11 protein-coding genes are annotated in these 12,661 nt (G+C 55.5%); 4 read left to right on the top strand and 7 right to left on the bottom strand.

Annotated features, from left to right (window positions below):
- Positions 1–2: 2 nt before the first annotated feature.
- The 6 genes from ACERJC_RS22800 to ACERJC_RS22775 all read right to left on the bottom strand — a co-directional run bounded on the left by ACERJC_RS22800 (position 3) and on the right by ACERJC_RS22775 (position 8,130).
- Positions 3–407 (bottom strand): carboxypeptidase regulatory-like domain-containing protein, encoded by a 405-nt coding sequence (locus ACERJC_RS22800; protein WP_373672529.1) that lies wholly within the window; start codon positions 405–407, stop codon positions 3–5.
- Between the two features lie 120 nt (positions 408–527).
- Positions 528–2,699 (bottom strand): YgiQ family radical SAM protein, encoded by a 2,172-nt coding sequence (locus tag ACERJC_RS22795; RefSeq protein ID WP_373672528.1) that lies wholly within the window; start codon positions 2,697–2,699, stop codon positions 528–530.
- A 109-nt stretch (positions 2,700–2,808) separates the two neighbouring features.
- Positions 2,809–4,221: a cell division protein FtsP gene (ftsP, locus tag ACERJC_RS22790; protein ID WP_152406040.1), complete on the bottom strand. Its 1,413-nt coding sequence runs from the start codon at positions 4,219–4,221 to the stop codon at positions 2,809–2,811.
- A 122-nt stretch (positions 4,222–4,343) separates the two neighbouring features.
- The gene (gene plsC / locus ACERJC_RS22785) at positions 4,344–5,081 is read right to left on the bottom strand and encodes a 1-acylglycerol-3-phosphate O-acyltransferase (RefSeq protein ID WP_042324229.1); all 738 of its coding nucleotides are present in this window, start codon (positions 5,079–5,081) and stop codon (positions 4,344–4,346) included.
- A gap of 267 nt (positions 5,082–5,348) precedes the next feature.
- Positions 5,349–7,607, bottom strand: coding sequence for a DNA topoisomerase IV subunit A (parC, locus tag ACERJC_RS22780; RefSeq protein ID WP_373672527.1), 2,259 nt, complete (start codon positions 7,605–7,607; stop codon positions 5,349–5,351).
- A gap of 130 nt (positions 7,608–7,737) precedes the next feature.
- Positions 7,738–8,130 carry a YgiW/YdeI family stress tolerance OB fold protein gene (locus tag ACERJC_RS22775; protein WP_152406042.1) on the bottom strand — a complete coding sequence of 131 codons (393 nt, stop codon included), beginning with the start codon at positions 8,128–8,130 and terminating at the stop codon, positions 7,738–7,740.
- Between the two features lie 152 nt (positions 8,131–8,282).
- Here ACERJC_RS22775 and qseB point away from each other — a divergent pair, with 152 nt between their 5' ends.
- The 4 genes from qseB to ACERJC_RS22755 all read left to right on the top strand — a co-directional run bounded on the left by qseB (position 8,283) and on the right by ACERJC_RS22755 (position 11,323).
- Positions 8,283–8,948, top strand: coding sequence for a quorum sensing response regulator transcription factor QseB (gene qseB, locus ACERJC_RS22770; RefSeq protein ID WP_152406043.1), 666 nt, complete (start codon positions 8,283–8,285; stop codon positions 8,946–8,948).
- On the top strand, positions 8,939–10,288 hold the full coding sequence (gene qseC, locus ACERJC_RS22765) for a quorum sensing histidine kinase QseC (protein ID WP_373672557.1): 1,350 nt from the start codon (positions 8,939–8,941) through the stop codon (positions 10,286–10,288). Before qseB ends, qseC begins: the two co-directional genes overlap by 10 nt.
- A gap of 108 nt (positions 10,289–10,396) precedes the next feature.
- Positions 10,397–10,978, top strand: coding sequence for an NAD(P)H-dependent oxidoreductase (locus tag ACERJC_RS22760; protein ID WP_373672526.1), 582 nt, complete (start codon positions 10,397–10,399; stop codon positions 10,976–10,978).
- A gap of 30 nt (positions 10,979–11,008) precedes the next feature.
- Positions 11,009–11,323, top strand: a complete 315-nt coding sequence (locus ACERJC_RS22755) for a putative quinol monooxygenase (protein WP_046496927.1) — start codon at positions 11,009–11,011, stop codon at positions 11,321–11,323.
- 54 nt (positions 11,324–11,377) lie between these two features.
- Here ACERJC_RS22755 and ACERJC_RS22750 read toward each other — a convergent pair whose 3' ends face one another.
- Positions 11,378–12,562: an aminotransferase-like domain-containing protein gene (locus ACERJC_RS22750; RefSeq protein WP_373672525.1), complete on the bottom strand. Its 1,185-nt coding sequence runs from the start codon at positions 12,560–12,562 to the stop codon at positions 11,378–11,380.
- Positions 12,563–12,661: the final 99 nt, after the last annotated feature.

The following is a 12,661-nucleotide window of genomic DNA, read 5'->3' as shown; positions in this document are numbered from 1 at the left end:
CGCTACAGGCATGACACCTCGCCGGGTTTGTCCGGCAACGTACAGGTCACGTTGAACTTTCTGCCCTCAAGCGCGTGCGGCCCACCAAAAGCGCCGCCCAGACCGGTTTCATAGTCCTTGCCATTCGCACTCATGTGTAGTGCAGAGCGAAAATACCAGTCCACCGGGCCTATTGGCACAAAGAAGGTCCATTTATAGGCAGCCGGGAAGGTAAAACGTCCATCACCATCAGAGCGTGTCTGAACGGACTCCCCACTGCTCACCTGGGTCAGTTGCGCCCCCTGTACCGGTTTGCCGGTACTATCGACAAGCTGTCCTGCCACTTCAGGCTGTATCTGGTGATGTACCACGCAACCGCTTTGCAGCAGAGCGATCGCCATCACCCCTGCCATCATCCCTGCTTTCATCTCCGTCTCCTGATTCAGATACTGTTTGCCCGCTACAGATGAAAAAATGGCTGCATCAGCAGCCACATTTATCAAACGGTGTAACCGACCCGGTAAGCTTGACGTTACCGGGCAATCGCATTATCGCCCGGCGACTTTTGCCCGCTTTTTGTTGGCGGCCGGCGTCTGACGCTGATGCGCTACCGGCGTGTGCTTGGTCAACGCCGGACGGGTATTACGGTTCTGGCGACGCGCTTCGCGCATCTCTTCCAGCGTTGGCGCAGGCACCAGGCACTCGCGGCGTCCGCCAATCAGATGCTTTTTACCCATCTCTTCCAGCGCCTGACGGATCGTTGGCCAGTTTGCCGGATCGTGGTAACGCAGCAGCGCTTTATGCAGACGACGCTGCTTATCGCCCTTCGGCACCACCACATCTTCACTCTTATAGCCAATTTTACCCAGCGGGTTTTTGCCGGTGTAATACATGGTGGTCGAGTTTGCCAGCGGCGACGGATAGAAGTTCTGCACCTGATCGAGACGGAAGCGATGCTTCTTCAGCCATAGCGCCAGATTCACCATATCTTCGTCACGCGTCCCCGGGTGCGCGGAGATGAAATACGGGATCAGATACTGCTCTTTCCCTGCCTGCTTCGAGTAGAGATCGAACAGTTCCTTAAAGCGGTCATAGCTGCCCATGCCCGGCTTCATCATCTTCGACAGCGGCCCTTCTTCGGTATGCTCAGGCGCAATCTTCAGATACCCCCCGACGTGATGACTCGCCAGCTCTTTGATATAGCGCGGGTCTTCGACCGCGATGTCGTAACGCACACCGGAAGCGATCAGGATCTTCTTGATGCCTTTCAGGTCACGCGCACGGCGATAAAGGTTGATCGTCGGCTCGTGATTGGTATCCATATGCGGACAGATATCCGGATAGACGCACGACAGGCGACGGCAGGTCTGTTCCGCACGCGGCGACTTGCAGCGCAGCATGTACATGTTGGCCGTCGGACCACCGAGATCGGAGATCACGCCGGTGAAGCCCGGGACGGTATCGCGGATCGCTTCGATCTCATTAATGATCGAGTCTTCAGAGCGGCTCTGAATAATGCGCCCTTCATGCTCGGTGATCGAACAGAACGAGCACCCGCCAAAGCAGCCGCGCATAATGTTGACAGAGAAGCGAATCATCTCATAGGCGGGAATGCGGCTGTTGCCATATGCCGGGTGCGGCACGCGCTTATACGGCAGGGCAAAGACGCTGTCCATCTCTTCGGTTGACAGCGGGATCGCCGGCGGGTTGATCCAGATGTAGCGATCGCCATGCTTTTGCATCAGCGCACGCGCGCAGCCTGGGTTGGTTTCATGGTGCAGGATCCGCGAGGCGTGCGCATACAGCACTTTGTCGCCCTTCACTTTTTCAAAGGACGGCAGCAGAACGTAGGTCTTTTCCCACGGCTTCGGACGCGCAGGCTGCACGGTAACGGCTTTCGCTTCCTGCTTTTTCGGCGCGACCGGTTTGTTGTCGGCGCACGGCAAATCTTCGCCATACGGATGCGGGATCGGGTCGATTTTCCCCGGCGTATCCAGACGCGTAGAATCGACGCCGCTCCAGCCTGGCAGCGCGTCTTTCACCATAATCGCGGTGTTACGCACGTCGCGGATCTGGTTGATGGTTTCGCCCATCGCCAGACGGTGCGCCACTTCCACCAGCGGACGCTCGCCGTTGCCGAACATCAGCATGTCGGCTTTGGAATCCACCAGCACGGAACGGCGCACGGTATCGGACCAGTAATCATAATGCGCGGTACGGCGCAGGCTCGCTTCAATGCCGCCAAGGATCACCGGCACATCTTTCCACGCCTCTTTGCAGCGCTGGGTATAAACCAGCGTGGCACGATCCGGGCGCTTGCCCGCTACGTTATCCGGGGTATAAGCATCGTCATGGCGCAGGCGGCGATCGGCAGTGTAGCGGTTGATCATCGAGTCCATATTGCCAGCGGTTACGCCGAAGAACAGGTTCGGTTTGCCCAGACGCATGAAATCGTCTTTGCTGTTCCAGTCCGGCTGCGCAATGATGCCAACGCGGAAGCCCTGCGATTCCAGCATACGACCGCAAATCGCCATACCGAAACTCGGGTGATCGACATAGGCGTCACCGGTAACCAAAATAATGTCGCAGCTATCCCAGCCAAGTTGATCCATTTCGTCGCGTGACATCGGCAAAAAAGGAGCGGGACCAAAACAGGCCGCCCAGTACTGAGGCCAGGAGAAGAGATCTCTGTCTGGCTGGATCAGGGATATTGCGCTCATAGTGCTTCCAAAAATGGTAAAAAAATAATCAAAGGCCGGCGATTATATGCCGGAACGAAAGAGAAATCGAAGGATAATCTCTCTCGCGTATCAGCGAGAGAGAGGAGGATTACGCCGCTGGATTCACCAGAATCTGCCCAATAGAACCGCGGTCCGCCATTTCCAGCGTCTGGCTGTTGAAGTAGAACGGGAAATGCGCCCAGGACGGCTGTCCGTACCAGACCAGCAGCTCTACCTGCCCATCCACCCAGACGGTATCTTTCCAGCCCCTGTCTTCCGGGAACGGCATCGCACCGTTGACGTTACGCACGAGGAACGACACCCCTTCGATGTGGAACGACTGCGGCATATCGGCACGCACCGTCCAGCGTTCCCAGGAGCCCTGCTGCGCGGTGATATCAATGCGGTTGACGTCCCATAACTGGCCGTTGATACCCGGATCGTCGCCCAGGCTGATATCGCGACTGCGAATCGGCGTACCGCTCATGATCTCGGTCGGCAGCAGACGCATCGGCAGGCTGTCGGTCACCAACGGCAGCAGGCCGGTTGGGCGCAGCGTTAACACCAGCGTGGAAACCAGAATGCTCGACGGTTCAAAGAAACCGCGGATCCGGTCAACGATGCTCGCCGCTTCACCGCAGGTAATCGACACTTCATCACCATTGGTCATATCGACCAGAATTTCACGGCGCTCGCCGGGCGCCAGCGACAGTTGTTTTACCGACACCGGCGCGGGCAAAAAGCCCTGATCGCCGGAGATGACATGCAGCGCGCGACCGTCGCTCATTTGCAGCTGGTAACGCCGGGAGTTAGAGGCATTCAGCAGACGCAGGCGCACCCAGCCGCGGGATACCTCGACATAAGGACTTTGCACCCCGTTGACCAACAGCGTATCACCGACAAAACCACCGCTGCCGGGTTCGCTGTACTCCGGCGTGCCAAAGTTATCCAGTCGCTTGTCCTGAATAATGATAGGGAAGTCGTCGACGCCGTAATGATTCGGGATCGGCAGCGATTTACTCACCTCATCTTCGACCAGCCACATCCCGGCCAGGCCGTTGTAAACCTGCTGAGCGGTACGGTTCGGCGTATTGGCGTGATACCACAGCGTGGCGGCGTTCTGACGGATGGGCAGCACGGGTGCCCAGTCTGCGTTTGGCGACATCATGCGAGCCGGACCGCCCATCAGCGGACCCGGAACCTGCAAACCGGCGATAGTCATAGAGACATTTTCCGCCAGACGGTTACTGTAGATAAGCTTAACGTCATCCCCTTTCCAGACGCGGATCGTCGGTCCGAGGTAACGCCCGTTAATGCCCCAGACCGGCGCACGCGTGCCCTGGGTAAATGACCAGTGCGAACGCTGCAGCGTCATAAACAGCGGCTGGCCCCGGCGGGATTCCAGTAGCGGCGGAACGGGCAGCGGCTGTTGCTGACCGGCAGCATTGGCCCTCAGCGGAACAGCACCGGCACACAGCGCGATCCCCGATGCCTGAATGAACTGACGCCGACTGAATGACATATAAGCTCCATGTAAAACTGGCTAAATTACGGGCAGGAACTCGTTTCCTGCAAAAACTCGTCATACTCCAGGCTGCATGTGCGTTAGCTTGCAGCGCGAATGAGTAAGCATTTATCGCTGAATCAAACTTTCCCGGCGGCTTCGCGCTCGGCGACTTCTTGATCAAGTTCAGCAATCTTTTGTTCCATCAACGAGCGGCAGTGCGCGGCCAGTTCACGAACCTGATCTTTACCATACTGACTGGTATCCACCGGCGGCAGCATTTCCACAATCACCAGACCATTCTTCAGGCGATTCAGGTTAATTTTATTCGAGGTATTGGAAACGCACACCGGAATAATCGGGACGCCAGCAGCAATCGCGGCATGAAAAGCCCCGGTTTTAAACGGCAGCAGACCACGGCCCCGGCTGCGAGTGCCTTCCGGGAACATCCAGATGGAGATACGACGCTTTTTAAAATGGTTCACCACTTCGGCAATCGTGCCGTGCGCTTTTGCACGGTTATTACGGTCGATCAACAGGTTTCCCGTCAGCCAGTACAGTTGACCAAAAAATGGGATCCACAGCAGGCTTTTCTTCCCGACGGTCACGGTTGGCGGCTGCACGATATTCGCGGCGGTCACCATATCGTAGTTATTCTGATGGTTAGCGATGTAGATAGCGTTACCGTAGCTTTCCGCATCCGCGGGTTTACGGCACTCAACTTTCAAGCCGAACACCGGCGACAGACGACCAAACATGTGCCCGAATGTCGCGACGTGTTTTGGGTTACGCGGGCTGAGTAAGCAGTAAAGAGAACCGAAAACACAAACCAGAATGGAATAGATAACGGTAATAATAAGTCGAAAAATAAATAGCATAACAACCTCTGAAGGCCTAAGAGCCCGGGATTCTACGTCACCTGCTATCAGGTTAGGGTATTGTTAATGTGGCTCTCTGGAAAACTGTATTGTTAATCGCGACTCACGAATAAACAACGGTTTTACGGGAAATTTTACTGTAATCCGGCAGGAACGAATGGCACGTCCCTTGTGGACCGGATAACGACGCACACGTTTTATCCGGTCCACAAGGGGCATCTGCGTAGGCCGGAGAAGGCAAAGCCACCATCCGGCATTTCACGCAAATTACTCTTCGCTGTCACCACTGCCGGCACGACGCGGCGAATCAATCTCAATGTGATCGATGCGCTGCAAACCGCGCATCAACGTCCCGCGACGACCACGTTCGCCGGCCACTTTCTGCAACTCTTCAGGACGCAGCTTAATTTTGCGTTTCCCGACGTGAATGGTCAGCGTGCTTTGCGGCGGCAGCACATAGAGCAGTGCCAGCGCGTCATCACCCCGCGCCGCTTCTGCGGACGGAATGTTGATTATCTTGTTCCCTTTACCTTTCGACAACTGCGGCAGATCGCTGACCGGGAACATCAGCATACGTCCAGCCTGGGTAATCGCCAGCAGCATGTCCGTTTCATCTTCAATCACCACCGGCGGCATAACGCGGGCATTTTCCGGAAGCGTAATGAGCGTCTTACCGGCACGGTTACGCGCCACCAGATCGTTGAACGTACAGACGAAACCGTAACCCGCATTTGATGCCATCAGCAGTTTCTGCTCATCGCCTTCCATCAGCATATGCTCAACGGTCGCGCCCGGCGGTAGCGTCAGTTTACCGGTCAACGGTTCACCCTGACCGCGCGCCGACGGCAGCGTGATCGGGTCAATGGCGTAACTGCGCCCGGTGGTATCGATAAACACCACCGGCTGGTTGCTCTTGCCTTTCACTGCCGCTTTAAAGCTGTCGCCCGCTTTGTAGTTCAGCCCCTGCGCGTCGATGTCGTGACCTTTGGCGCTACGCACCCAGCCCATCTGCGACAGCACGATCGTCACCGGCTCAGACGGCAGCATGTCGTGTTCGCTCATCGCTTTCGCTTCTTCGCGCTCGCGCAGCGGTGAGCGACGATCGTCACCATAGGCGTCGGCATCCGCCTGCAGTTCTTTCTTCAGCAGGGTATTCATTTTGCGTTCAGAGGCGAGAATCGCCTGCAACTGATCGCGCTCTTTCGCCAGCTCATCCTGCTCACCGCGAATCTTTATCTCTTCCAGTTTGGCGAGATGACGCAATTTCAGTTCGAGGATTGCTTCGGCCTGCGTTTCGGTGATACCAAAACGCGACATCAGCGCTGGCTTCGGCTCATCTTCCGTACGGATGATCTCAATAACTTCGTCGATATTGAGAAACGCCACCAGCAAACCTTCCAGGATATGCAGGCGTTTGAGGACTTTCTCCAGACGATAGTTCAGGCGGCGACGCACGGTATCACGACGGAACGCCAGCCATTCGGTGAGGATCTCCAGCAGGTTTTTCACCGCCGGACGCCCGTCAAGACCGATCATATTGAGGTTAATGCGGTAGCTCTTTTCCAGATCGGTGGTGGCAAACAGGTGGTTCATCACCTGATCCATGTCCACACGATTGGAACGCGGCACCACCACCAGACGAGTCGGGTTTTCGTGATCTGACTCATCGCGCAAATCGTCAACCATCGGCAGCTTTTTATTGCGCATCTGGGCCGCGATTTGCTCCAGCACGCGCGCGCCGGAAACCTGGTGCGGCAGCGCAGTAATCACCACCGCGCCGTCTTCTTTCTTCCACACCGCGCGCATGCGCACGGAGCCGCGTCCATTCTCATAAATCTTACGAATTTCAGCGCGTGGGGTAATGATTTCCGCTTCAGTCGGGTAGTCCGGGCCGTGGACAATATCCAGCAGCTCGTCCAGCGTCGTTTTCGGCTGTTCAATCAGGGTGATCGCAGCTTTTGCTACTTCGCGCAGGTTGTGCGGCGGAATATCCGTCGCCATGCCGACCGCGATACCGGTTGTGCCGTTAAGCAGGATATTCGGCAGACGCGCGGGCAGCATTTTCGGCTCCTGCATCGTCCCGTCGAAGTTTGGCACCCAGTCAGCGGTTCCCTGTCCGAGTTCGCTCAGCAGCAGCTCAGCGTATTTTGAGAGGCGGGATTCGGTATAACGCATCGCGGCGAAGGACTTCGGATCGTCAGGCGCCCCCCAGTTCCCCTGACCATCGACCAGCGGATAACGGTAAGAGAACGGCTGCGCCATCAGCACCATGGCCTCATAGCAGGCGCTGTCCCCGTGCGGGTGGTATTTACCCAACACGTCGCCAACGGTACGGGCGGATTTTTTAAATTTAGCGCTGGCGTTCAACCCCAGCTCTGACATCGCATAGACGATGCGGCGCTGAACGGGTTTCAGACCATCACCAATAAACGGCAACGCCCTGTCCATGATGACGTACATGGAGTAATTCAGATAGGCGTTTTCCGTGAATTCATGCAGCGCAAGGCGCTCTGCCATATCGCTCATTAATCGTGATTCCTCAACTGTAAGCCCGCCAGATACCCGGTATCTTTTCAGGCAATATTGCCGCAGATACTACCTTATCTGACGCGTTGAGTCACAAAGAAAAGGGCCGCGAACGCGGCCCTGACGGGGATTATTTGCTGACTTTACTGATTTGCTTCACGTCAATTTCAACGGAATTCCAGTCTTTGTCCACTTCACCCTGAATTTCAACGGTATCCTGCGGGGTGACCGTCACGCCGTTCCAGCGTTTGTGGTCGATATCGACATTGATGGTGCCTGTCGCGTCTTTAAACAGATAGAGGTCATCGGAAATGCGTTCAACGATGTTGCCACGCAGCGTCACCCAGGTGTCATCACGCAAGGATTTCGCACTTTCTACCGTCGTGCTACTGCCGTTTGGTCCCTGGAAGCCGCCGCTCTGCGTTTGTGTCGCGGACGGGCCAGAAAAACCACCCTGCTGCGCCGCCAGAACCGGTGCAGAGCAGAGCGCCATAACGGCAACAATTGTAGCCAGTTTTTTCATGATCATTTCTCCCTTTGATGTCACTTGATATCCATTAAACAGGCTAATCCTTAACGAGTTCTTAAGGCAAAAAAAAGTCTCATTTTTACTGTACATCGCGTGCGACATCGCGGTTTACTTGCCGCTATGGCGACGGGCGCAAGGATGAAACGATGCGAATTTTACTGATTGAAGATGATGCGTTAATTGGCGACGGCATTAAAACCGGGTTGAGTAAAATGGGCTTTAGCGTCGACTGGTTTACGGAAGGTCGTCAGGGAAAAGAAGCGCTCTACAGCGCACCTTATGATGCGGTGATCCTCGACCTCACGCTGCCGGGGATGGACGGACGCGATATTCTGCGCGACTGGCGTGAACAGGGAAAGCGTGAACCGGTGCTGATCCTCACCGCACGCGACGCACTGGCCGAGCGTGTGGAAGGACTTCGCCTCGGGGCAGATGATTATCTGTGTAAGCCCTTTGCGCTGATTGAGGTTGCCGCCAGGCTGGATGCGCTGATGCGCCGTGCCAGCGGTCAGGCCAGCAGCGAACTGCGCCACGGGCTGGTGACCTTAACGCCCGGCGATCGGGTCGCGACGCTGGCGGGTGAGCCACTCATACTCAAGCCAAAAGAGTTCGCGCTGCTGGAGTTGCTGATGCGCAATGCCGGGCGCGTGTTGCCGCGCAAGCTCATCGAAGAGAAGCTGTATAACTGGGACGAAGAGGTCACCAGCAATGCCGTTGAAGTGCATGTTCACCATCTGCGGCGCAAACTGGGCAGCAATTTTATTCGGACCGTTCACGGTATTGGCTATACGCTTGGTGAGGCATCATCGTGACCCGGCAACTCAGCCTGCGCGTCAGGCTTACCCTCATCTTTCTGATTCTGGCAGCCATTACCTGGGCGGCATCGAGTTTTGTCGCCTGGAAGAAGACGACCGATAACGTCGATGAACTGTTTGATACTCAGTTGATGCTCTTCGCCAAGCGCCTGATTACGCTTGATATCAATGAACTGCACGCCACCGAACGGATGGCGCATACGCCGAAGAAATTCAAGCACGGCCACGTTGATGATGACGTGCTGACCTTTGCCGTCTATACCACGGACGGCAAGATGGTGCTGCACGATGGCGACAATGGTCAGAACATCCCCTATAGCTACCGTCGGGAAGGGTTTGATGACGGCCAACTCAACGGCGATGACGACAAATGGCGTTTTATCTGGCTGACCTCCGCCGATGGTAAGTACCGCATCGTGGTGGGCCAGGAGTGGGAATATCGTGAAGATATGGCGCTGGAGATTGTGACGGCGCAACTGGTCCCCTGGCTTATCGCCCTGCCGCTGATGCTGTTGATGCTGATTATGTTGTTGCATCGGGAGCTCATGCCGCTGAAAAAGCTGGCACAGGCGTTGCGACTGCGCGATCCGCAATCCAGCGAACCGCTCAGTTCACATGGCGTTCCGAGTGAGGTGCGCCCGCTGGTCGAATCGCTCAACCAGCTTTTTACCCGCACCCATAATATGATGGTGCGCGAGCGACGCTTTACGTCAGATGCCGCTCACGAACTGCGCAGTCCGTTAACGGCGCTGAAAGTCCAGACGGAGGTGGCGCAACTTTCTGATGACGATCCGCTGGCGCGGCAGAAAGCCCTGATGCAACTCCATACGGGTATCGATCGCGCCACGCGTCTGGTCGACCAACTCCTGACGCTTTCTCGTCTCGACTCGCTGGATAACCTACAGGATGTCGCCACGCTTTCTCTTGAAGAGCTCCTTCAGTCCGCGGTGATGGACATCTGGCAACCCGCGCAGCAGGCGCATATTGATGTGCGTTTGCAGATCAATGCTCACAATGTGACGCGCACTGGACAACCGCTGCTGCTCAGTCTGCTGGTGCGAAATCTGCTGGATAACGCCATCCGCTACAGCCCGAAAGGCAGCGTGGTTGATGTTACGCTTGACGCCAGACAGTTTACCGTCAGAGATAACGGCCCCGGCGTCACAGCGGAAGTCCTGCCCCATATTGGCGAGCGCTTTTATCGCCCGCCGGGCCAACACGCTACCGGCAGCGGCCTGGGCCTGTCGATTGTCCGCCGCATTGCCGCCCTGCACGCAATGACGGTGTCGTTTGGCAATGCGCCAGACGGTGGTTTTACCGCGACAGTACGGTGGTGATCGTCAATTATTGCGCCGAACGCAAAAGACTTTGCACATTTTGCTAATTTCACCGAATCGCCTGTTGACGTAAAATTAGCGTCAAACGCATTCCCGAGAGGCTAAAAAATGAGCAACATCCTGATTATCAATGGCGCAAAAAAATTCGCGCACTCTAACGGTCAACTGAATGACACGTTGACGGAAGTCGCTGACGGCACCCTGCGTGACCTCGGGCATAGCGTCAAAATCGTCCGTGCTGACAGCAATTACGACGTGAAAGAAGAAGTGCAGAACTTCGTCTGGGCTGACGTGGTTATCTGGCAGATGCCGGGTTGGTGGATGGGTGCGCCGTGGACTGTGAAAAAATACATTGATGACGTGTTCACCGAAGGTCACGGCACACTGTATGCCAGCGATGGTCGTACTCGCTCAGATGACTCAAAAAAATACGGTTCCGGCGGTCTGATTCAGGGGAAAAAATACATGCTCTCCCTGACCTGGAACGCGCCGATGGAAGCCTTCACCGATAAAGATCAGTTCTTCCACGGCGTGGGCGTCGATGGCGTTTATCTGCCATTCCATAAGGCGAATCAATTCCTTGGAATGGAAGCGCTGCCGACCTTTATTACCAATGACGTCATTAAAATGCCGGATGTACCACGTTATGTTGCAGAATATCGCGAGCATCTGCAGGCGATTTTTGGTTAACTAGTAACCTGGAATTAGAAGGAGTTAACCATGCTTACAGTTATTGCTGAAATCCGTACCCGTCCGGGACAACATCACCGTCAGGCCGTCCTGGATCAGTTTGCGAAAATCGTTCCTGTCGTACTGAAGGAAGAGGGCTGCCACGGCTACGCGCCGATGGTTGATCATGCGGCAAACGTGAGTTTCCAGACCACGGCGCCTGACTCAATCATCATGATTGAGCAGTGGGAAAGCATCGCGCATCTTGAAGCGCACCTGCAAACCCCGCACATGAAAGCCTACAGCGAAGCCGTTAAGGGCGACGTGCTGGATATGAATATTCGTATTCTGGAATCCGGTATTTAAACATACCGCGTTGTGCCGGGTCCGCCATCAATGTCAGACCCGGCAAAAGCGGCCTCAGGGCAGCGCTTTTTTCAGTCTCCGCACCGCTTCTTCCAGTTCATCCGCCGTTGGCGTAGCAAAAGACATACGTAACGTACGTTTATCCGGATTATTGCAGAAGAAAAACTCTCCCGGCACGAACACCACTTTTTCCTGCAAAGTGCGGGAAAGCCACGCCGTGGTATCGAAATCGTAACGGAACGTCCCCCACAGGAACATCCCCCCCTGCGGCATATGGAATGAGATATGCTCACCCAGTTCGCTGCGAATCGCATCCGCCAGCACATTGCACTTCTCACGATACGCCTGACGAATGATCTGGATTTGATCTTCCAGACGGCCTAACGTCAAATAGCTGGCCGCCATCGCCTGCGAATGCGCACTGGTATGCAGATCGGTTGCCTGTTTAACAATGGTCGCTTTTTGTCTGATCCATTCCGGCAGCACCACCCAACCCACGCGCAGGCCAGGGGCCAGAATCTTGGAAAAGGTCGAGGTATAAATCACCTGCTCAGAGCACCCGCTCTCCTGGGCATGCTGGAACAACGTTTTATAGATCTCATTGGTGAAATTGATTTCGCCGTAGGGATCATCCTCGATGATGGCAAAGTCATGCTGTTTCGCCAGTTGAACCAACTTCTGGCGACGGGAATCACTCAGAACCACGCCGCCGGGGTTACCGAACGTCGGCACGATATACACGAACTTGATCGTGTTGCTCTGTAGCAACACTTCCAGTTCGTCCACGATCATGCCGTCTTTATCGGTGCCAACAGACAGCATATCCGCCTGTGACAGTTGCAGAACCTGCAATGCGGCAAGATACGTCGGGCGTTCGAGCACCACTTTATCGCCCGGATTGATCAGCGTTCTCGCCAGAATATCCAGCGACTGTTGTGAACCATTGGTCACCAGAATCGCGTCAGGCGTCGCCTGAATACCGCGCTTCTGGCACAACTGAGCGATCGCTTCCCGCAGCGGCGGATAGCCTTCGCTCAGGCCGTACTGGAACGCATTCAGAAACTGGCTTTCCATCATGTTGCGTGTGGCCATTTCCAGCCCCGTTTTATCAAACAGTTCCGGGCTGGGAATGCCGCCGCCTAGCGAGATCAGGCCTGGCATTTTGCTATGTTTGAGTAATTCCCTGATAGCGGAGGGTTTAAGGGCGTCGACGCTCTTAGACAGATGTGTGTTGTTCATCCTGTTTCCTTATTATGTATTTTTGGCGTCCATCCCCGGTTGTTGCCTTATCCTAAATCCGCGTTCTCGCCTCGATTGAGCCTAATAGACCTCTCTGGC

The organism is Citrobacter telavivensis (assembly GCF_041807075.1).
GTDB classification, from domain to species: domain Bacteria; phylum Pseudomonadota; class Gammaproteobacteria; order Enterobacterales; family Enterobacteriaceae; genus Citrobacter_A; species Citrobacter_A telavivensis.
Note: the sequence above shows the minus strand (reverse complement) of the source record. Positions and strands in the feature narration are given on the sequence as shown.

What these genes read in the sequence shown, in the direction of transcription:
- ACERJC_RS22795 (WP_373672528.1), bottom strand. Translation starts at nt 2,699, where the DNA reads ATGAGCGCAATATCCCTGATCCAGCCAGACAGAGATCTCTTCTCCTGG.
- qseB (WP_152406043.1), top strand. Translation starts at nt 8,283, where the DNA reads ATGCGAATTTTACTGATTGAAGATGATGCGTTAATTGGCGACGGCATT.
- plsC (WP_042324229.1), bottom strand. Translation starts at nt 5,081, where the DNA reads ATGCTATTTATTTTTCGACTTATTATTACCGTTATCTATTCCATTCTG.
- parC (WP_373672527.1), bottom strand. Translation starts at nt 7,607, where the DNA reads ATGAGCGATATGGCAGAGCGCCTTGCGCTGCATGAATTCACGGAAAAC.
- ACERJC_RS22750 (WP_373672525.1), bottom strand. Translation starts at nt 12,562, where the DNA reads ATGAACAACACACATCTGTCTAAGAGCGTCGACGCCCTTAAACCCTCC.
- ftsP (WP_152406040.1), bottom strand. Translation starts at nt 4,221, where the DNA reads ATGTCATTCAGTCGGCGTCAGTTCATTCAGGCATCGGGGATCGCGCTG.
- ACERJC_RS22755 (WP_046496927.1), top strand. Translation starts at nt 11,009, where the DNA reads ATGCTTACAGTTATTGCTGAAATCCGTACCCGTCCGGGACAACATCAC.
- ACERJC_RS22800 (WP_373672529.1), bottom strand. Translation starts at nt 407, where the DNA reads ATGAAAGCAGGGATGATGGCAGGGGTGATGGCGATCGCTCTGCTGCAA.
- ACERJC_RS22760 (WP_373672526.1), top strand. Translation starts at nt 10,397, where the DNA reads ATGAGCAACATCCTGATTATCAATGGCGCAAAAAAATTCGCGCACTCT.
- ACERJC_RS22775 (WP_152406042.1), bottom strand. Translation starts at nt 8,130, where the DNA reads ATGAAAAAACTGGCTACAATTGTTGCCGTTATGGCGCTCTGCTCTGCA.